This window comes from Mumia sp. ZJ430, assembly GCF_011751845.1.
GTDB lineage: Bacteria > Actinomycetota > Actinomycetes > Propionibacteriales > Nocardioidaceae > Mumia.
The window spans coordinates 722261-740972 of sequence record NZ_JAAHFK010000001.1 but is presented as its reverse complement, the minus strand read 5'-3'; the positions used below and the strand labels follow the sequence as shown (position 1 = coordinate 740972).

Genomic DNA, 18712 nt, shown 5'->3' with positions numbered 1-18712 from the left:
GGCGACGTGGGCGGGTTCGTTCAGCGCATTCGACACAGCGCCGAGCGCACGCGGCAGTGGTCCACTGCGCGTCGCTTGGTCAGAAGTGTCGTACGAGGCATGTCGGCAAGAGTAGGCGGCAACCCGGGCCTGGTCACGTTCGGGTCTCGAATAGCGAGACGGCTATCCGACATCTGAGATGCGAGATCGGGTGACCGAGGTCAGCACTGCCTCGATCTCGGGCATCTTGGGCACGCCGCTCGCACGGGCGACGACAGTGCCCGCGCTGTCGAGCACCAGCACGGTCGGGGTGCGCCGGATGTCGAGCCGACGGACGAGATCGAGGTGCGACTCGGCGTCGACGTCGGCGTACGCCACGTCGTCGCGCGCGTCGGCCACCTTCGTCAGCAGCACCCGCGCTGCGCGGCACGGCGCGCAGAAGGCGCTCGAGACCTGGACGAGCGTCGCCCCACTCCCCAGCTCGGCGCCGATCTCGGCCGCAGTCAGCACCTCACGGGCCGGGGCGACCGGGGCAGCAGCGCTCACCGACGTGGGCGACGTCGTGCGCACGCGACCGTCGACGCGCTTGCGGACCAGCGCGAACGCACCGGTCGCCACGAGCACGACGAGGAGGACGGAGACACCGAGAGGCACGCGTCAAGAGTACGTTCCCCTCATGAAGGACGACGTCGCGTCCGTCGCCGACCGCCTCACCGTCGCGCTCGCAGGGCACGGTGATGCCGAACGCGCCGAGGGCGCCGCGCGCTACCTGAAGAGCATGCGCCCTCACCTCGGCGTCCGGGTGCCGGACGTCCGGGGCACGGTCCGCGCCACCCTCCGTACCAGCGGGGTGGCCGACCCCGAGGACGTCCTCCACCTCGCCACCCGGCTGTGGGCGTCCGAGGTTCACGAGCACCGGCTCGCGGCTGTGTTCGTCCTCGCCCAGCGTGCGGGCGCGCTCACCTGCGAGGACCTGGCGATTGTCGAGCACATGCTGCGCGAGGCGGAGACCTGGGCGATCGTCGACCCGCTCGCGACCGAGGTGGTGAGCGCCGTGACCGCGCGACCGGGCAGCACGGTCGCCTGCGGCGACGTCCTTGACCGCTGGGCGCGGGACGCCGACTTCTGGGTACGCCGGGCGGCGCTGCTCGCGCTGCTACCGGCGCTGCGGGCGGGCGGAGGCGACTGGGAGCGCTTCAGCCGGTACGCCGACTCGATGCTCGACGAGCGGGAGCTCTTCGTTCGCAAGGCGATCGGGTGGGTCCTGTGCGACACCGCGCGACGTCCCCCGAGCTCGTCGCCGAGTGGATCGCCCGACGTCGCCGGACCCCTCGTCGCGCAGGCCTACCGCGCGCGCTGAGTGCCCTGCCCGACCCGTCAGATGCCTGCCCAGAGGAGGGCGGCGACGAAGACCACGGGGCCGGCGAGCGCGATCGGCGCCACGACCTCCATCGGCCACCGCGCAGGCGGGAGCGGACGCCACCACTGACCGAGCTTGCGCCCGGCCATCACCGATCCGGCGATGGCGACGGCAGCGACACCGCCCGCCACGGCGTTGACGCCCTCCCAGGACGCCATCACGATCCCGACCAGCGCGCACACCGCCAGCGCCCACACCTGGACCACCGCCCGTGCGCGGCGAGCCCGGTCGGCGACGAGCGCAACGACCGTGACGACTGCGGCGACCACGACGGCCGCGCGACCGACCGGGGACTCCGCCGCGGCGAGCCACCCCGTCACCAGCAGAGCGACGAAGCCCGTGGTGACCACGTCACCGAGGGCCGTCACGACGTCCGTACGAGGCGCCGGGCGCCGCACCTGCGCGATCAGCGCCAGCAGGATCAGGACCGGGAGCGCCAGCCCGATGCCTGCGAGCGTGCCGCTCTCGACCATCGCGCCCGCCATCACCGTCGTCCCGCGGGCACCGGCGGCGGTCGACGGCCACATGGTCACCACCGCAGCGACGAGACCGGCGACGGCGATGGGGACGACCTTCGGCGCGCGGACCGGCGTACGGGAGACACCGGGTGCCGACGGCGCCGACGCGAGGAGGAGCTGGATGAGCAGAACGGCCGCTGCCATCACCACGGCACCGGCCTGCGCCGCGAGCGCAAGGAGGCCGACGAACGCCGTGGTCACGAGACCGGGCGCGATCGCGGTAAGCCCGAGGGGCGATCGTGCCTCCTCGCGGACGCGACTCACGTCTGGGCTCGTCGCCTGCGTCCCCCGACCGACAGATTCGTGTGCGCGGTGCCACCGGAGCCTCCGGCGCTGTGCCGACTATCGCCTCCGGCGAAGGGCGGCAGCAGCTCCAGCTGGCCGCCGGCGGGCACTATGACGGTCGCCGGGTCGGTGCCTCCGAGCGGCTCCTCACCCACCAGCACCGAGCAGATCTCGAGCACTCGCATGAAGCGCTCGTTGCCGTCGTGCAACGCGCGCACGGCGTCGAGGACGTCGGCGACGGTGCCTGGATCGACGTGATCGACCTCACGACCTGCGGCCGCTCGGGCCGCCGCCCAATAGCGCACCGTGACGCCCGCACTGCGCTCGACGTCACGGTTACCGGTTGTTGATGCATCGGTCACGTAGCCTATTGTGGAGCAAGCAATGAAGCCCTGGGCACAGCCCTGGGCTTTCTTTGTATCCGCAGAAGGGTTCCGCGATGTCCACCTTGCTCCTGCTGACGCCGAGTACGCAGTCGTCCATCGAAGTACTTCCTGCCCTCGCGCTCCTTCCCCATCACGTCAAGATCCTTCCTCCTGACGCCAGCGCCCTCCTCGACGCACCCTCGTGCGACGCCGTCCTCATCGACGGGCGTGCCGACCTCGCTCAGGCGCGCGGACTCACCCGGCTCCTCCGCACCACCGGCGTCGACGCGCCGCTCGTCCTGATCGTCACCGAGGGTGGCCTTGCGGTCGTGGCCGCCGACTGGGGCATGGACGACGTCCTGCTCACCACCGCAGGCCCCGCAGAGGTCGAGGCCCGTCTGCGTCTCGCCATCGGCCGCGTCTCCGCCGAGGCCGGGACCGACCCCGACGCCCACGTCATCAAGTCCGGCGGCCTCACCGTCGACGACGTCACCTACACCGCACGCCTCGATGGCCGCTCCCTCGACCTGACGTTCAAAGAGTTCGAGCTCCTCAAGTTCCTCGCGCAGCACCCCGGCCGCGTGTTCACGCGCCAGCAGCTACTGCAGGAGGTCTGGGGCTACGACTACTTCGGCGGCACCCGTACGGTCGACGTCCACGTACGGCGACTGCGGGCCAAGCTCGGCCCGGACAACGAGACGCTCATCGGCACCGTCCGCAACGTCGGCTACCGGTTCGTCGCGCAGGCGCGTGACCGGCGTGAGGCCGGTGCCTCGGAGGAGACAGACGACGCCGACCGGGCGCCGGCGCCGAACGCCTTCTCGCGCCGCTGAGGGCTGTGCTTGGATCGAACCAACCGATCCATCGCGCCCGAGAGGACCGTCCATGAGCGCCCGCCGTACGGCGTCCGACCTGATCGAGCACGTCCTCGACGCCGACTCGTTCGTCTCCTGGGACGCACCGATCGACGTGTCGCGCTGGCCGCAGAGCTATCAGCGCGAGCTCGCCCGAGCCGCTGAGCGCTCGGGCCGCGACGAGTCCGTGATCACCGGACGCGCCACCGTGCGGGGGCGGCCGGTCGCGGTGGTCGCGAGCGAGTTCCGCTTCCTCGCGGGCTCCATCGGCGAGGACGCCGCGCGGCGGATCGTCTCGGCCGTACGACGCGCGACCACGGAGCGCATCCCCGTCCTCGCGACGACGGCGTCCGGTGGCACCCGCATGCAGGAGGGCACGCCCGCCTTCGTCCGCATGGTCGACATCTCGCGGGCGATCATGTCGCACAAGGCCGCCGGCCTGCCGTACCTCGTACACCTCGGGCACCCGACCACCGGCGGCGTGTTCGCCTCGTGGGGCTCTCTCGGCCACGTCACCGTCGCCGAGCCCGGCGCGCTGGTGGGGTTCCTCGGCCCGAAGGTCTACGAAGTGCTCCATCACCACCCGTTCCCCGAAGGCGTGCAGACCGCCGAGAACCTCGTCGCGCACGGCATCATCGACGCCGTCGTCTCCGCGGAGGACCTCCCTGCGCTCGTCGACAGGACGCTCGGCATCCTCATCGATCCCCCGAAGCCGCCGACACTGGCGCGCAGGAAACCCGCAGACGGGCCGAGCCTGTCGACCTGGGAGGCGATCGAGCGCACCCGCGGGACCGACCGCGCCGGCGTACGCGACGTGCTGCGGGTCGGCGGCGAGGACACGATCCGGCTCCAGGGGACGGACGAGGGTGAGCGCGACAGCGCCATGATCGTCGCCCTCACCCGGCTCGACGGCGAGCCGTGCGTCGTGGTCGGCCAAGACCGCAAGGCGCAGTCCCGCTCTCCCATGGGACCCGCGGCGCTGCGTGAGGCGCGCCGCGGCATGCGGCTGGCCAACGAGCTCGGCCTCCCCCTCGTCTCGGTGATCGACACCCCCGGCGCCGAGCTGTCCAAGGCGGCCGAGGAGGGCGCCCTCGCCGGGGAGATCGCGCGCTGCATCGCCTCCATGTCCACGATGACCGTCCCGACGGTCGCGGTGCTGCTCGGCGAAGGGTGCGGCGGCGGCGCGCTCGCGCTCTTCCCCGCCGACGTCGTCGTGGCCACCCAGAACGCGTGGCTCTCGCCGCTGCCTCCCGAAGGCGCCTCGGCGATCGTCCACGGCGACGCCGACCACGCCGCTGAGATGGCGGCGGCGCAGCGAGTGTCGGCGGCAGACCTGTTCGTCGCCGGCACCGTGCACGTCCTCGTCCCGGAGGAGGCAGACGACGACGACGACCCGGCCGGACTCGCGCGTGCCGTCGCCGCCGAGGCTGCGACCCAGATCAGACGGCTCCGTACGGAGTCCTCCTCCGGGACGTCATACGTAGCGAGGCCTACCGCCCACCGTTCGGATGACATCCCGGGAGGTGGGCGGTGAGCATCCCCGACCCACGGATCGCCCTCGCCGAACGAGTCTCGGACGTCGACGGCGTCTCCCCGCTCAACGAGGCGAGCCGGATCGCGATCGCCGCCGGTGAGCCGCCGCGCGTCGACCGTACGGTCGAGCAGGACGGCGCGCTCGTCGCGGCCGCGTACGCCGCGGGTGACGCGCCGGTCGAGCTCTTCGTCGCCCCCGGCCACCGCCGTCACGGACTCGGACGCGGGCTCCTCGACACCGTCCTCGACGCGGGCGAGTTACGCTTCTGGGCCCACGGCGACCTTCCCGGGGCTCAGCACCTCGCCCTTACGACGGGCCTCGAGGCCGTCCGCACTCTCCTCGTCCTGTCGCGGGACGCTGCGCTGCCGCTGCCGGACGAGCGCACGCTCGACGCGGTCACGCTCCGCACGTGGCGCGACGACGACGCCGAGCCGCTCGTCGCGGTGAACGCCCGCGCGTTCGCTGGCCACCCCGAGCAAGGGGCGATGGACCTCGCCGACCTGCGGGCGCGCATGGCGCAGCCGTGGTTCGACCCGGCCGGGCTCTTCGTGGCCGAGCGCGACGGCGCGGTCGTCGGATTCCACTGGACGAAGGTCGAGGACGGAGTCGGCGAGGTCTACGTCGTCGGCGTGGACCCGTCCGCGCAGGGGCTCGGCCTCGGCAAGGCGCTGACGCTGCGCGGGCTGCACCACCTCGTGAGCCTGGGCGTGGAACGCGTCGACCTCTATGTGGAGGGTGACAACGTGCCCGCCCTCGCCACATACGAAGGGCTCGGGTTCACCGAGAGCGCGCGCGACGTCCTCTACGAACGCGCCTGACGACCGGTCAGGCCGCGCGCCCGACCCAGAGCTGGTGCCTGGCACCGACGTCGACCGTCCCGACGCCGACGAAGCCTGCGGACTCGAGCACAGCGACGCGCTCCGGCTCGAGCGAGGCCGCGGCGGCGACACCGCCATCGAGTGCTTCCAGCGCGGGCATGATGGTCGCCCGCAGGACGGCAGGCGCCGCAAGACGCGAGACGTGCTGCGCCACCCCCAGGCCGCTGAGGATCTGCTCGGGATCGATCCGCTCGAGGAGGGCCGCCACCTCGAGCGACGCCCCTGCCAGCGCGGCGCGGACCTCGGCACCGGGGTCGAGCGCCGCGGCGAGCGAGGGACCGTGCAGCTCGCGGAGCAGGACGTCGCGCAGCCCGTCCCCCGCACCGGTCTCGACCGCCGGCATCCACACCGACGCGGCCTCCAGGACCCCGTTGCGCTCGGCGACCCAGAGCTGACCGTGCTGCAGGACGACGTGGCTCAGCGCCATCCGGGCCACCGACGCGGCGACCTCAGGGTCGGCAGGACCGTCCGGAAACCCGTCGCCGTCGACGTCGATCTCAGGTGCTGACGACTCGAGCAGACGGGCTGCGCTCGTGACGTCGACGATGCCCGCGGGGCGGACGGTCAACGGTGCGGTCGTGGTGGCGGTCATGCCTCCAGCGTGTCAGCGCGAGCCAAACATGCTCAGCTCCGGTGGAGTCCGCGGCGCAGTGCGCGAGCCGCGCGGCGCATCGCCGCAGGGGCAGCCGTGCCGAGGGCGACCATGTTGGCGAAGGAGTGGATCAGCCCGTCCTCGCAGAGGTACGTCACCTCGACACCGGCGGCGCGCATCGCCTCGGCGTACGCCTCGCCCTCGTCGAGCAGCGGGTCGAACCCGGCGGTGACGACGTAGGCCGGCGGCAGACCCTCGAGCTTGCCGTACAGCGGAGAGAGCCGCGGGTCGGCCGGATCCGGCGCGGACGCGGTGTAGCTGTCGGACGAGAGGTCGATGAAGCCGCCGGTGAGGAAGAACCCGGTCTCCATCTCCGTACGACTCGGACGCTTCTCGACGAAGTCGACGGCGGGATAGATCAGCAGCTGGTACGCCGGAGGGACGACGCCCGCCGGCTGCTCCGTACGACCGACGACCTGCTGGGCGACGACGGTCGCGAGGTTGCCGCCCGCGGAGTCACCGCCGACCGCGACGCGGTGCCGGTCGATCCCCAGCGCGTCGGCGTGCACGAGCACCCAGTCGTACGCCGCGAGGCAGTCGTCGGGCGCAGCGGGAAACGGGTGCTCGGGCGCGAGGCGGTAGTCGACCGCGACGACCCGGACCCCCGCCTGCTCGGCGAGGAACCGGCACATCGCGTCGTGGCTCTCGAGGTCGCCGTAGATCCAGCCGCCACCGTGGAAGAACACGAGCGCCGGCGCCGTCCCGGTGACCCCACGCGGCGCGTAGAGACGCAGCGGGAGCGGCCCGCCGGGTCCGTCGATCGTCCGGTCGTGCACCGAGCCGATCGGGAGCGCCCCACCGGCCATGGCTGCACTCGCGCGGATGATGCGGCGCCCGTGCGGGATCGGCACGGACTCCGCGGCCGGCCCCTCGAGCGCCTGCAGGGTCAGCAGCAGCCGCATCTGCGGGTCGAGGGTGCGGTGACGGCGGGTGACCGGCGCACCGGCGAGCCTGGCGATCACCGGCGCAGGCAGACGGAAGGCGGCGCGCAGCGCGGCTCCCTTGACGGATGTGGTGGAGGTCACGGCGGTACGGTAGCCGATCGCACCCCTCGGCGGCCGGTCGTTCGTAGGTCACCCGTAGGTCACTTTGCCGTGGCACGATGCCGTCATGGCCGAAGATCTCGCCACCACCAGCGTCGCGACCGCCACCGAGGAGCACCCACGCTCACCGGACTCCTTCGATGTGGACCCGCCGTACGAGGCCGTCACGGGAGACCTGCCCGACGACCGGTTCAGTGACCGCGAGCTCTCCTGGCTGGCCTTCAACGAGCGCGTGCTCGAGCTCGCCGAGGACCAGACGGTGCCGCTGCTCGAGCGCATCCGCTTCACGGCGATCTTCTCCGGCAACCTCGACGAGTTCTTCATGGTCCGCATCGCAGGCCTCAAGCGACGCATCGCCACAGGGCTGGCCTCCCGTCGCGCCAGCGGCATCCAACCGCGCGAGGTGTGGTCGGCCAGCCTCGAGACGAGCCGTGACCTCATGCTGCGCCAGGGCGCGCTGCTCACCGATACCCTGCGGCGCGAGCTCGACGGGCACGGGATCGCACTCCTGCACTGGGACGACCTCGACGCCGACGAGCGCAAGGGCGTGGGGCAGATCTTCCGCGAGCGCGTGTTCCCCGTCCTGACCCCGCTGGCCGTCGACCCCGCGCACCCGTTCCCGTACATCTCCGGGCTCTCGCTCAACCTCGCGGTCATGATGCGCAACCCGGTCACTGGCAAGTCCCACTTCGCGCGCGTGAAGGTCCCGCCGATCTTCGACCGCTGGCTCGAGGTCGGCCCGCAGCGCTTCGTCCCGCTCGAGGAGGTCATCGCGGCGCACCTCGACGCGCTCTTCCCCGGGATGGAGATCCTCGCCCACCACTCGTTCCGCGTGACCCGCAACGAGGACCTCGAGGTCGAGGAGGACGACGCCGAGAACCTCCTCAAGGCCCTCGAGCAGGAGCTGCTGCGCCGCAAGTTCGGGCCGCCGGTGCGTCTCGAGGTCGAGGACACGATGGACGAGCACGTGCGCGAGCTGCTGGTCACCGAGCTCGACATCAGCCCCGACGAGGTGTTCGCGCTGCCGGCGCCGCTCGACCTCGCGAGCCTGCACCAGATCGCCGACCTCGATCGGCCCGAGCTGCAGTACGAGCCGTTCGTGCCGACGACCCACCCCGATCTCGCCGAGGTGGAGTCGGCGAGCCCGGTCGACATGTTCGCCGCGCTGCGCGAGCGCGACGTCCTGGTCCACCACCCCTACGACTCCTTCGCCACGAGCGTTCAGCGCTTCGTCGAGCAGGCGGCCGCCGACCCGCAGGTGCTCGCGATCAAGCAGACGCTCTATCGCACCTCCGGTGACTCGCCGATCATCGACTCGCTCGTCGACGCCGCCCGTGCCGGCAAGCAGGTGCTCGTGCTGGTCGAGATCAAGGCGCGCTTCGACGAGCAGGCCAACATCCGGTGGGCCCGCAAGCTCGAGCGGGCGGGCTGCCACGTCGTCTACGGGCTGCTCGGGCTCAAGACCCACTGCAAGCTGTGCCTGGTCGTACGGGACGAGCCCGACGGGCTGCGCCGCTACGCCCACATCGGCACCGGCAACTACAACCCCAAGACGGCACGCCTGTACGAGGACTACGGCTTGCTCACCACCGACACGAAGATCGCCGACGACCTGACGGACCTCTTCAACAACCTGTCCGGCTACTCCCGGCGCGAGTCGTACCGCCAGCTCCTCGTCGCGCCCGCCCGCCTGCGCCCCGGGATCGTCGAACGCATCGAGCAGGAGATCGACCACCACGGCGCGGGACGACCGGCCGACATCCGGATCAAGGTCAACTCGATCGTCGACGAGGAGGTCATCGACGCCCTTTATCGCGCGTCGCAGGCGGGGGTGCGGGTGCAGATGCTCGTCCGCGGCATCTGCGCCCTGCGGCCCGGCGTCCCGGGGATGAGCGAGAACATCGTCGTCCGCAGCGTGCTCGGGAGATTTCTCGAGCACAGCCGCGTCTTCTGGTTCGCCGGCGGCGGTGACCCGCAGGTCTGGATCGGGTCCGCCGACCTCATGCACCGCAACCTCGACCGGCGCGTGGAGGTGCTCGTGCAGCTCGGGCGTCCGGAGCACATCGCCGAGGTCGGGGCGATGCTCGACCTTGCGATGGACCCCGCCACGGACGCGTGGGACCTCGGGCCCGACGGCACCTGGACCCGGCGCTCGAGCTCCGAGGGGCCTCTCCTCGACCTCCAGCAGGAGACGATCGACCGCACCCGCGCACGGCGCGCCCGCGCACGCGCCGAGGCGAAGGACCACCCCGCGGTCGGCGGATTCGTGTGAACCGGCCGATCCGATGGTCGGCCGGCGCCCTGGTGTGGCGCCCCGCGCCGGGAGGCTCGCCGACGGACCTGCAGGTCCTGCTGGTGCACCGCCCGCGCCACGACGACTGGACGGTGCCCAAGGGGACTGTCGAGCGGGGCGAGGTGCGGCCTGTCACCGCGGTGCGCGAGGTCGAGGAGGAGACCGGCGTGACCGCGCGGCTCGGCGTGCCGCTCCTCGAGCTCGAGTACGAGTATGCGCCGGGCCGGATGAAGAACGTCGCCTACTGGGCCGCCACCGCGGTGCGCGGCGACGCCGACGCGTACGAGCCCAACAAGGAGATCGACGGCGTCGCGTGGGTCCCGCTCACGAAGGCGGCCAAGCGACTCTCGTACGACTCCGACCGCAGCGTGCTCGACGCCTTCGCCGAACGTCTCTCGTCCGGGGCTCTCGATGCGCGCACGCTGCTCGTCGTCCGGCACGCGACCGCCCGGCCACGCCAGCGATGGCGCAAGGACCCGCTCGCCCGCCCGCTCAGCGCGGAGGGCAAGAACGAGGCGCGTGGGCTCCGCCCCCTGCTCGCGGCGTACGGGGTGCACCACCTGCGCTCGAGCGCCGCCCTGCGGTGCGCCGCCACGCTCAGTCCGTACGCCGATGCCCTGCACAGGCCGATCGTGCTCGACCACCGCCTCGACGAGCCCCGCGAGGGTGGTCCCGAAAAGAAGCGACCGGTCGCCGAGGCGATGGCCGAAGCCGTCGACCACAAGCGACCGGTCGTCGTCTGCGGCCACCGCCCCGTGCTTCCGCGGATGCTCGAGGTGGTCGGCGTGGACGCTAGCGCGGTCGACGCCGATCCCTTGCCGGCTGCAGGGCTGGTCGTGGTGCACCACCGTCGGGGCGAGGTCCGCGCGATCGAGCGCCACGACCCGCACTGATCGTCAGACCGAGCGCCGCCACCGTCATCATCACTCCCGCGACCGGGGCGAGGGCGTCGGCGCCGCGGTTCTCCAGCAGCCAGGCCCCGGAGGCGGCACCCGCAGCGATCCCAAGGTTGAGCGCGGTGACGACGACCGCCCCGGCGGCGCCGCGGGCCGCCGGCGAGGCGATCCGCATGACCGTCGCCTGGAAGATCGGCGGGAGCAGCCCGATCATCGTTCCCCAGACCGCGATGACCACCAGGGCGGCCGCGGTGCTGGTGTCGAGCGCCGTGAGGGCGAGCACGGTGAGCGCGAAGGCGATCGCGGTCCCCGGGAGGGCGGCCCTCGGGTAGCGGTCCGACAGCGGTCCGGCGATGGCGAGCCCAAGCGCTCCGGTGGCCCCGAAGAGCGCGAGGACGCCGCCGAGCGCCGAGGGCTCCATGCCGGCCACCCGCGTCACGAGCGGACCGACGTAGGTGAACACCTGGAAGTGGCCGACGAGCAGCAGTGCACTGAAGGTCGCGGTGACGGCCACGCGGACGAGAGAGCGGTCGCGGCCCGCCGAGGCGGTGCCCGTGGGCTCGGGACTCGCGGCGGGGGCGGTGTCACGAGGAAGCACCTTCGCGAGTGCGACGGCGGCGACGGCCAGGAGGACGCCCGCGCCGACGAGCACCACACGCCACCCGACGAGCTCGGCTGCCGCCGTGCCGAGCGGTACACCCACGATGCCCGCCGCGGTCGGCCCAACGAGGACCACCGACACCGCCTTGCCGAGGTGCCGTTCGTCGACGATCAAGGCCGCGTACGGGACGAGCAGCGCCCACAGGAGCCCGTGGGCGGCAGCCGCGACGATCCGTGCGACGACCAGCAGCCCGTACGCCGGGGCGAGCGCGGCGAGCACCGCGGCCCCCGCGCTCACCACCACCGCACCGAGCATCACCGCACGACGAGGCAGGCGGCGGGTGGCCCGCTCCAGTGGGAGGCTCAGGGCGGCGACCGTCAGCGCCCACGCCGTCACCAACAGCCCGATGCTGCCCCGCGAGACCCCGAGATCGTCGGCCATCGAGGGCAAGAGCCCGGCGGGGAGCAGCTCGACGGTCACGGTCGCGAAGGCCGCGCCGGCGAGGGTCAGCAGCGCGGCCCACGTACGGCGGGTCATGCCCGGGAGAGTTGTCATCGTCTGTGTCATGCTGGGACCGTAGACCTTGACATCTGTGTCAAGGTCAAGCCCGATCCGAGAGGACGTGCCATGCGTGTCGGAGAGCTCGCCGAGGCCACCGGGGTCGCACCCCGCATGCTTCGCTACTACGAGGAGCAGGGCCTGCTCACGTCCCACCGCGAGCCCAACGGCTACCGGTCGTACGACGACGCCTCCGTGGAGCGGGTCCGTACGGTCAGGAGCCTCATCGCCTCCGGGCTGCCGACCCGCCTCGTCCGGATCGTGCTCGACGTCGAGGCGCTGGCCGACGCCGAGCTGTCACCCTCGTGCAGCCGCGAGTTCGCCGAGATGATGTCTGCCGAGCTCACCGCGCTCGAGGACAAGATCGCGTGCCTGACCAAGAGCCGCGACACCGTCACCCGCTACCTCGAGCGCACCGAGCACGGCGACCTCGTCGGCGCCGCACACCCCGCCTGACCACGGCGTACGTCACATCCGCGCGCCGACTCGTCGGCCACCGTTCACCTTCGGTTCACCTTCGTCCGACTGCTGCTTCACCTGCGCTCCCTAACGTCAGCGTCGACAACAGAGATCGACATGACTTCCCAGAGAGGGAAAGCACGTGAACCGCACCAAGCTCCGCGTCGCCACACCGTTGGCACTGGCCGCTGTCGCGGCACTGACCCTGTCCGCCTGCGGCGCGGGCAACGAGGCCGACGCGACCGACGACGCGACCGAGAGCACGCTCAGCGGCACGCTCAACGGCGCCGGCGCAAGCTCGCAGGAGGCGGCGGTCGCCTCGTGGAAGCAGGGCTTCCAGACCGCGAACCCCGACGTGACTGTCAACTACGACCCGGCAGGCTCAGGCGCCGGACGCGAGCAGTTCATCGCGGGCGGCACCGACTTCGCCGGCTCCGACGCCTACCTCGACGACGAGGAGCTGACGGCCGCCGAGGAGCGCTGCGGGTCCGACGTGATCGAGGTCCCGACGTACGTCAGCCCGATCGCCGTCATCTACAACCTCCCGGGGGTCGACGGCCTGCAGCTGTCGGCCGACACCCTCGGCAAGATCTTCGCCGGCGCGATCACCACCTGGGACGATGCGGCCATCAAGGCCGACAACCCCGACGCCACCCTCCCGTCGTCGAAGATCACGCCGGTCCACCGCTCAGACGACTCGGGCACGACCGAGAACTTCACCGCCTACATGGCCGCAGCGGCGCCGCAGAGCTGGACCGAGGGCGAGGTCGAGACCTGGCCGATCAAGGGCGGCGAGGGCGCGCAGGGCACGTCCGGTGTCGTCGCGACCGTCCAGGGCGGCGAGGGGACGATCGGGTACGCCGACGCCAGCCAGGCCGGCGACCTCGGTGTCGCGTCGCTCAAGGTCGGCGAGGAGTACGTCGGGCCGAGCCCCGAGGCCGCCGCCAAGATCCTCGAGGCGTCGAAGCAGAAGGAAGGCCGCGGCGACACGCACCTCGTGATGGACATCGACCACACCACGACCGAGTCGGGCGTCTATCCCGCCGTCCTGCTGTCGTACCAGATCGCGTGCCTGCAGTACGACGACGAGGCCAAGGCCGACCTCGTCAAGGGCTGGCTCTCGTACGTCGCCAGCTCCGACGGCCAGCAGGCTGCCGCCGAGGGCGCCGGCTCCGCCCCGTTGACGAGCGCGCTCGAGGAGCGCATCGCCGACATCGTCGAAGGGATCTCGGCGAAGTGATGCTCCTGCGGGCGGCCGTCCGTACCGGGGGATCGGACGGCCGCCCGCAGGTCACTCCCCACCGTCTCCACCAGAGGACCGCTTCGTGACCGACACCTCCACCCCGTCCCCGCCGCGGGACACCGCCGAACCCGCCGCCGCCAAGGGCAGGTTCGGCGACCGCATGTTCCTGGGCCTGTCCAAGGGCGCCGCGCTGGCGATCCTTGCGATCCTCGCGGGCGTCGCGATCTTCCTGACCGCCGAAGGCCTGCCGGGGATCACCGCCTCACCCGACGAGGTCAAGAGCGGCAAGACGTTCCTGGCGTTCGTGCTCCCGCTCGTCTTCGGCACGCTCTGGAGCGCGACGCTGGCGCTCGTGATCGCGGTGCCGCTCGCGGTCGCGGTGGCGTTGTTCGTCACCTACTACGTCCCCCGCAGGTTCGGTCAGACCCTCGGCTACGTCATCGACCTGCTCGCCGCTGTCCCGTCGGTCGTCTTCGGTCTGTGGGGCATGCGGGTCCTCGCCGGCAAGCTCGTCGGGCCGTACGAGTGGCTCGAGGCGCACCTCGGGTTCCTCCCGTTCTTCGGCGGCCCCGCCTCCGCGACCGGTCGCACCATCCTCACCGCCGCGATCGTGCTCGCCGTGATGATCCTGCCGATCATCACGGCCATCGCGCGCGAGGTCTTCCGCCAGACGCCGGTGCTCCTCGAGGAGGCGGCGCTCGCCCTCGGAGCGACCCGCTGGGAGATGATCCGCACGGTCGTCCTGCCGCACGGCCGCTCCGGGATGATCGGCGGCGCGATGCTCGGCCTCGGGCGTGCGCTCGGCGAGACGATGGCCGTCGCGATGGTCCTCTCGGCCTCCGGCGTCATCACCTTCAACCTCATCAGCTCGACGAACCCGAGCACGATCCCGGCCAACATCGCGCTGCAGTTCAACGAGGCCTCGGGGCTGACGGTGAACGCGCTGATCGCGTCCGGGCTGGTGCTCTTCCTCATCACCTTCGCCGTCAACGTCGGCGCGCGCGCCGTCGTGAACCGGCGCAAGGAGTTCTCGGGAGCCAACGCATGACCACACCCGCACCTCCTGCTCCCGAGCGCGACGCCGCACCCACGAGGCTGCGCAGCTGGCACCAGCCGCAGCTCCCGCGCGGATCCGGCTGGTACGCCCTGGCGCTCGCCGTCGTCGTCGCGTCGGCGCTACACGCCGGTCTCGACCTCCCCCTCGTCCCGTCCCTGCTGGCGGGCTGGGCCGTGGTCGGGATCGGCTTCCCGATCCTCTCGTACGCGATCGAGGGCCGGCGCAAGGCCATCGACCGGCTGGTCACCATCGGGGTCTCGAGCGCCTTCGCGCTGGCGATGGTGCCGCTGGTCTCGATCCTGTGGACCGTGCTCAAGAACGGGCTGCCGGTCCTCTCGGCGGAGTTCTTCGGCTACTCGATGCGCAACGTCGTCGGCGAGGGCGGCGGCATCTACCACGCGATCTGGGGCACGGTCCTCATCACCGCAGCCGCCGCGGTGATGTCGGTGCCGCTGGGTCTGCTCACGGCGGTCTACCTCGTCGAGTACGGCGGCGACGGGCGTCTCGCCAAGGCGATCCGCTTCCTCGTCGACGTCATGACCGGCATCCCGTCGATCGTCGCGGGCCTGTTCGCGTATGCCCTGTTCGTGGTGTTCTTCGGACCGGGGGTCCGGATGGGGCTCGCCGGCGCGGTCGCGCTGACCGTGCTGATGACGCCGGTCGTCGTCCGCTCCTGCGAGGAGATGCTCCAGCTCGTCCCGAACGAGCTGCGCGAGGCGGCGTACGCGCTCGGTGTGCCCCGCTGGCGGGCAATCGTGAAGGTCGTCCTTCCGACCGCGCTCGCGGGTCTGGTCACCGGGATCACGCTCGCCGTCGCGCGCGTGATCGGCGAGACCGCGCCGCTCCTCATCACGGTGGGGATCACCGACTCGACCAACGTCAACCTGTTCGACGGGCGCATGGCAACCCTGCCGGTGTTCACCTACAGCTCCATCATGAGCCCGGGAGTCCCGCCCGAGCCGTCCATCGCACGGGCCTGGGGTGCCGCACTCGTGCTGATGCTGATCGTGATGGTGCTCAACCTCGTGGCCCGACTCGTGACCTACTTCTTCTCTCCCAAGGACAAGCGATGAGCATGCGATCCGTACTCCGCGACTCCGCCACGACGCCGGCAACCGGCGCGTCGGCCGCCGGCACCGCCCCCCGTCCCGCCGCGATCGGCATCGACGTGGAGGACCTCGACATCTACTACGGGGACGTCCACGCCGTCCGTGGCGTGACGCTCGCGATCCCGGCCCAGTCGGTGACGGCCGTGATCGGCCCGTCGGGATGTGGCAAGTCGACGTTCCTGCGCTCGCTCAACCGCATGCACGAGGTCGCCCCCGGCGCCCGCGTCGAGGGGACGGTCCGCGTCGACGGACGCGACCTGTACGCGCCGGGAGTCGACCCCGTGCTCGTACGCCGCGAGATCGGCATGGTCTTCCAGCGCCCGAACCCGTTTCCGACGATGTCGATCCGCGACAACGTCCTCGCCGGCGTACGCCTCAACGGCGGCCGACTCAAGAAGGACGAGGCCGAGGCGCTGACCGAGCGCTCGCTGCGTGGGGCGAACCTCTGGGACGAGGTCAAGGACCGTCTGAACCGTCCCGGTGCCGGGCTCTCGGGCGGCCAGCAGCAGCGGCTCTGCATCGCCCGCGCGATCGCCGTGGAGCCGCAGGTGCTGCTGATGGATGAGCCGTGCTCGGCACTCGACCCGATCTCGACCAGCGCGATCGAGGACCTGATCGGCCAGCTCAAGGAGACGTACACGATCGTCATCGTCACCCACAACATGCAGCAGGCGGCCCGGGTGTCCGACGAGACGGCGTTCTTCAACCTCGCCGGTATCGGCGAGCCCGGGCAGCTCATCGAGTCCGGGTCGACGACCAAGATCTTCTCGAACCCCGACAACCCCTCGACCGAGGCCTACATCACCGGCCGCTTCGGGTAGGCCGTACGGCGCTGGCCCCGTACGAAAAGGCGTCCTCCGACCCAGTGGGTCGGAGGGCGCCTTTGTGCGTGGTCTCGACAGGCTCGACCAGCGGGGGTGTCGACAGGCCCCTACGGCAGGAACAGTGCGCAGATCCAGTAGGTGACCGCCGCCACGAGCGCCGCGGCGGGGATCGTCACGATCCACGCCATCACGATGCCCCGCGCGACGCCCCAACGAACGGCGCTGAACCGCTTGGTGGCGCCAGCGCCCATGATCGACGAGGTGATCGTGTGGGTCGTCGAGACCGGAGCGTGCAGACCGATCGCCATCACGTACAGCACCGCTGCCGCCGTCGCCTCGGCTGCGAAGCCGCGAGCCGGGTCGAGGTGGATGATGCGGCGCCCGAGGGTACGCATGATGCGCCAGCCGCCCGAGTACGTCCCGAGCGAGATCGCTGTGGCCGCGCCGACCTTGACCCACAGTGGGATGCCGTCGTCGGCTGCCACGTATCCACCGGCGAGCAGCGCGAGGAACATGACGCCCATCGTCTTCTGCGCGTCCTGGAGACCGTGACCGAGCGCCATCGCGGCGGCCGAGACGGTCTGCGCGAGCCGGAACCCGCGCATCGTCCGGTGCGGGTTGCGATGCCGGAAGATCCACATGATCGCCAGCATGAGCAAGAACGCGCCGCTGAAGCCGACCACCGGCGAGATCACCATCGGGATGGCGACCTTGTCCACCACCGTGTTCCACTCGACGGTGCTCGCCGACGCGACACCGGCGCCGACCAGGCCGCCGATCAGCGCGTGGGACGAGGACGACGGAAGCCCGAAGTACCAGGTGATGAGGTTCCAGACGATCGCACCGACCAGCGCCGAGAGCACGACGGTGAGGCCGTGATTGCCGTCGCCCTCGACGCCTTCGGCGATGATGCTGCCAACCGTGTCTGCGACCTCGGTGCCGAGGAACGCTCCGATGAAGTTCATGATCGCGGCCATCACAAGAGCGATTCGCGGTGTCAGTGCCCGGGTGGACACTGACGTCGCGATCGCGTTGGCCGCATCGTGGAAGCCGTTGGTGTAGTCGAAGATCAGCGCAACGCTGATGACGAGGACGACCATGACCAGGGTGAGGTCCACCCTCAGGACTCCTTGACTGCGATCTGTTCGACCGTGTTGGCCACGGACTCGAGCGCGTCGACCGCGTCCTCGAGGGACTCGACGACGTCCTTGAGCTTGAGGACCTCGAGCGCCTTGTACTCGCCGGAGAAGAGTTTGGCGAGGATCCGGCGGTAGTCACGGTCGGCCTGGTTCTCGAGACGGTTGATCTCGATCCAGTACTCGGACAGGTCGGTCATCGTCCGCAGACGCGGCATGGCCTCGGCGGTGAGCTCGCAGCCTCGCTGGATCACTTCCACCATCGTGGCCATCCGGGACGGCATCGACTCCAGCTCGTAGAGGACGACCAGGTCGCCCGCCTCTTCAATGAAGTCCATGACGTCATCGAGGCTGCTGGCGAGCTTGTAGATGTCCTCACGGTCGAACGGCGTCACGAACGTCTGGTTGACGCGGTTGATGATCGCGTGTGTCGTGTCGTCGGCCGCGTGCTCGACCTCGCTCAGTTGCTTGGCGACAGCATCACGATCGGAGGACGCGTCCAGCATCTTCGCCAGGAGGTTCGCGCCGTCCACGAGGTGGTTCGCGAGCTCCGTGAAGAGGTCATAGAAGGATGTTTCAGTCGGTCGGATACGCAACCGCACGACAAGCTCCCGTCAGGGTGGGGTAAGGCCGCATTAATGGTAGGTCCTGCCCCTAGAGAGCGCGCAGGACGCCCTGGGTGTAGGCCGCGCGAGTGCGTCAGGCGCAGCCCTGGTGAGGGCGTACGCCTAGGATCTCATCGACGATCTGCTGGCTCAATGGACCGGGCGTCTCCGACGCGGCGATCATCAGGTTGCTCGTCATCTCGATCTCGTCAAGTGCGTCCTGATCGCGGAGACGCACGTCCAAGGGCTCCGGTGTCGCCACGACGGCCTCCTCCGCTCCAGGTCGACGGCTGTACCGCTTCAGGCTACGTGGTGTTCGGCGGGCAGGTGCCACGGATCCGAGAATCGGTGGAAAATCGACCGACCTCGCATCTGACCCCCTGGTAGAGCGGTGCGGATCGAC

Annotated in this window: 20 protein-coding genes; 11 read left to right on the top strand and 9 right to left on the bottom strand. The window is 71.0% G+C overall.

From position 1 onward, the window contains the following. Positions 1-162: 162 nt before the first annotated feature. A complete protein-coding gene (locus HCT63_RS03580; RefSeq protein ID WP_167001408.1) occupies positions 163-633 on the bottom strand; it encodes a thioredoxin family protein in 471 nt (156 codons plus the stop codon). Positions 634-655: 22 nt separating this feature from the next. On the opposite strand from HCT63_RS03580, the gene HCT63_RS03575 reads away from it, so the two are divergent. Further along, positions 656-1339, top strand: coding sequence for a DNA alkylation repair protein (locus tag HCT63_RS03575; protein ID WP_167001407.1), 684 nt, complete (start codon positions 656-658; stop codon positions 1337-1339). A gap of 17 nt (positions 1340-1356) precedes the next feature. Here HCT63_RS03575 and HCT63_RS03570 read toward each other — a convergent pair whose 3' ends face one another. Together HCT63_RS03570 and HCT63_RS03565 are read right to left on the bottom strand one after the other, a co-directional pair. Then, entirely contained in the window at positions 1357-2181 is an 825-nt protein-coding gene (locus HCT63_RS03570) for a hypothetical protein (RefSeq protein WP_167001406.1), read from the bottom strand. Beyond that, a complete protein-coding gene (locus HCT63_RS03565; RefSeq protein ID WP_208322251.1) occupies positions 2178-2564 on the bottom strand; it encodes a MoaD/ThiS family protein in 387 nt (128 codons plus the stop codon). The genes HCT63_RS03570 and HCT63_RS03565 overlap by 4 nt, the downstream gene beginning before the upstream one ends. Before the next feature lie 77 nt (positions 2565-2641). Between HCT63_RS03565 and HCT63_RS03560 the strand changes: the two genes are divergently transcribed. The 3 genes from HCT63_RS03560 to mshD are packed head-to-tail and all read left to right on the top strand — an operon-like array spanning position 2642 to position 5773. Further along, entirely contained in the window at positions 2642-3400 is a 759-nt protein-coding gene (locus tag HCT63_RS03560) for a response regulator transcription factor (RefSeq protein WP_167001405.1), read from the top strand. Positions 3401-3452: 52 nt separating this feature from the next. Beyond that, positions 3453-4955 carry a carboxyl transferase domain-containing protein gene (locus HCT63_RS03555; protein WP_167001404.1) on the top strand — a complete coding sequence of 501 codons (1503 nt, stop codon included), beginning with the start codon at positions 3453-3455 and terminating at the stop codon, positions 4953-4955. Further along, positions 4952-5773: a mycothiol synthase gene (gene mshD, locus HCT63_RS03550; protein WP_167001403.1), complete on the top strand. Its 822-nt coding sequence runs from the start codon at positions 4952-4954 to the stop codon at positions 5771-5773. The genes HCT63_RS03555 and mshD overlap by 4 nt, the downstream gene beginning before the upstream one ends. A 7-nt stretch (positions 5774-5780) precedes the next feature. On the opposite strand, the gene HCT63_RS03545 is transcribed toward mshD, so the two are convergent. After that, complete coding sequence (locus tag HCT63_RS03545) at positions 5781-6425, bottom strand: hypothetical protein (protein ID WP_167001402.1); 645 nt, start codon at positions 6423-6425, stop codon at positions 5781-5783. Between the two features lie 32 nt (positions 6426-6457). Then, on the bottom strand, positions 6458-7510 hold the full coding sequence (locus HCT63_RS03540) for an alpha/beta hydrolase (RefSeq protein ID WP_243842866.1): 1053 nt from the start codon (positions 7508-7510) through the stop codon (positions 6458-6460). A gap of 85 nt (positions 7511-7595) precedes the next feature. Here HCT63_RS03540 and HCT63_RS03535 point away from each other — a divergent pair, with 85 nt between their 5' ends. Next, positions 7596-9800, top strand: coding sequence for an RNA degradosome polyphosphate kinase (locus HCT63_RS03535; protein ID WP_167001401.1), 2205 nt, complete (start codon positions 7596-7598; stop codon positions 9798-9800). Then, complete coding sequence (locus tag HCT63_RS03530; RefSeq protein WP_167001400.1) at positions 9797-10714, top strand: NUDIX hydrolase; 918 nt, start codon at positions 9797-9799, stop codon at positions 10712-10714. The genes HCT63_RS03535 and HCT63_RS03530 overlap by 4 nt, the downstream gene beginning before the upstream one ends. Here HCT63_RS03530 and HCT63_RS03525 read toward each other — a convergent pair. Beyond that, complete coding sequence (locus HCT63_RS03525) at positions 10614-11885, bottom strand: MFS transporter (protein WP_167001399.1); 1272 nt, start codon at positions 11883-11885, stop codon at positions 10614-10616. The genes HCT63_RS03530 and HCT63_RS03525 overlap by 101 nt on opposite strands. A 60-nt stretch (positions 11886-11945) precedes the next feature. Between HCT63_RS03525 and HCT63_RS03520 the strand changes: the two genes are divergently transcribed. The 5 genes from HCT63_RS03520 to pstB all read left to right on the top strand — a co-directional run bounded on the left by HCT63_RS03520 (position 11946) and on the right by pstB (position 16565). Continuing rightward, on the top strand, positions 11946-12332 hold the full coding sequence (locus HCT63_RS03520; RefSeq protein ID WP_167001398.1) for a MerR family transcriptional regulator: 387 nt from the start codon (positions 11946-11948) through the stop codon (positions 12330-12332). 145 nt (positions 12333-12477) lie between these two features. Continuing rightward, entirely contained in the window at positions 12478-13575 is a 1098-nt protein-coding gene (gene pstS / locus HCT63_RS03515) for a phosphate ABC transporter substrate-binding protein PstS (RefSeq protein ID WP_208322250.1), read from the top strand. An 85-nt stretch (positions 13576-13660) separates the two neighbouring features. Beyond that, positions 13661-14626 carry a phosphate ABC transporter permease subunit PstC gene (gene pstC / locus HCT63_RS03510; protein WP_243842865.1) on the top strand — a complete coding sequence of 322 codons (966 nt, stop codon included), beginning with the start codon at positions 13661-13663 and terminating at the stop codon, positions 14624-14626. Then, complete coding sequence (pstA, locus tag HCT63_RS03505; RefSeq protein WP_167001397.1) at positions 14623-15708, top strand: phosphate ABC transporter permease PstA; 1086 nt, start codon at positions 14623-14625, stop codon at positions 15706-15708. The genes pstC and pstA overlap by 4 nt, the downstream gene beginning before the upstream one ends. A 2-nt stretch (positions 15709-15710) precedes the next feature. After that, positions 15711-16565 (top strand): phosphate ABC transporter ATP-binding protein PstB, encoded by an 855-nt coding sequence (pstB, locus tag HCT63_RS03500; RefSeq protein ID WP_167002297.1) that lies wholly within the window; start codon positions 15711-15713, stop codon positions 16563-16565. A gap of 110 nt (positions 16566-16675) precedes the next feature. Here pstB and HCT63_RS03495 read toward each other — a convergent pair whose 3' ends face one another. The 3 genes from HCT63_RS03495 to HCT63_RS03485 all read right to left on the bottom strand — a co-directional run bounded on the left by HCT63_RS03495 (position 16676) and on the right by HCT63_RS03485 (position 18571). Beyond that, positions 16676-17686, bottom strand: a complete 1011-nt coding sequence (locus HCT63_RS03495; RefSeq protein WP_279587721.1) for an inorganic phosphate transporter — start codon at positions 17684-17686, stop codon at positions 16676-16678. A 2-nt stretch (positions 17687-17688) separates the two neighbouring features. Continuing rightward, positions 17689-18306 (bottom strand): DUF47 family protein, encoded by a 618-nt coding sequence (locus HCT63_RS03490; protein WP_167001396.1) that lies wholly within the window; start codon positions 18304-18306, stop codon positions 17689-17691. A gap of 97 nt (positions 18307-18403) precedes the next feature. Next, positions 18404-18571 (bottom strand): hypothetical protein, encoded by a 168-nt coding sequence (locus HCT63_RS03485; RefSeq protein ID WP_167001395.1) that lies wholly within the window; start codon positions 18569-18571, stop codon positions 18404-18406. Between the last annotated feature and the right edge of the window lie 141 nt (positions 18572-18712).

Bases quoted from the DNA above. Each gene is read 5' to 3' on its own strand.
- pstA (WP_167001397.1), top strand. From the start codon at position 14,623: ATGACCACACCCGCACCTCCTGCTCCCGAGCGCGACGCCGCACCCACG.
- HCT63_RS03575 (WP_167001407.1), top strand. From the start codon at position 656: ATGAAGGACGACGTCGCGTCCGTCGCCGACCGCCTCACCGTCGCGCTC.
- HCT63_RS03545 (WP_167001402.1), bottom strand. From the start codon at position 6,425: ATGACCGCCACCACGACCGCACCGTTGACCGTCCGCCCCGCGGGCATC.
- pstB (WP_167002297.1), top strand. From the start codon at position 15,711: ATGCGATCCGTACTCCGCGACTCCGCCACGACGCCGGCAACCGGCGCG.
- HCT63_RS03560 (WP_167001405.1), top strand. From the start codon at position 2,642: ATGTCCACCTTGCTCCTGCTGACGCCGAGTACGCAGTCGTCCATCGAA.
- HCT63_RS03555 (WP_167001404.1), top strand. From the start codon at position 3,453: ATGAGCGCCCGCCGTACGGCGTCCGACCTGATCGAGCACGTCCTCGAC.
- HCT63_RS03525 (WP_167001399.1), bottom strand. From the start codon at position 11,885: ATGACACAGACGATGACAACTCTCCCGGGCATGACCCGCCGTACGTGG.
- HCT63_RS03520 (WP_167001398.1), top strand. From the start codon at position 11,946: ATGCGTGTCGGAGAGCTCGCCGAGGCCACCGGGGTCGCACCCCGCATG.
- HCT63_RS03535 (WP_167001401.1), top strand. From the start codon at position 7,596: ATGGCCGAAGATCTCGCCACCACCAGCGTCGCGACCGCCACCGAGGAG.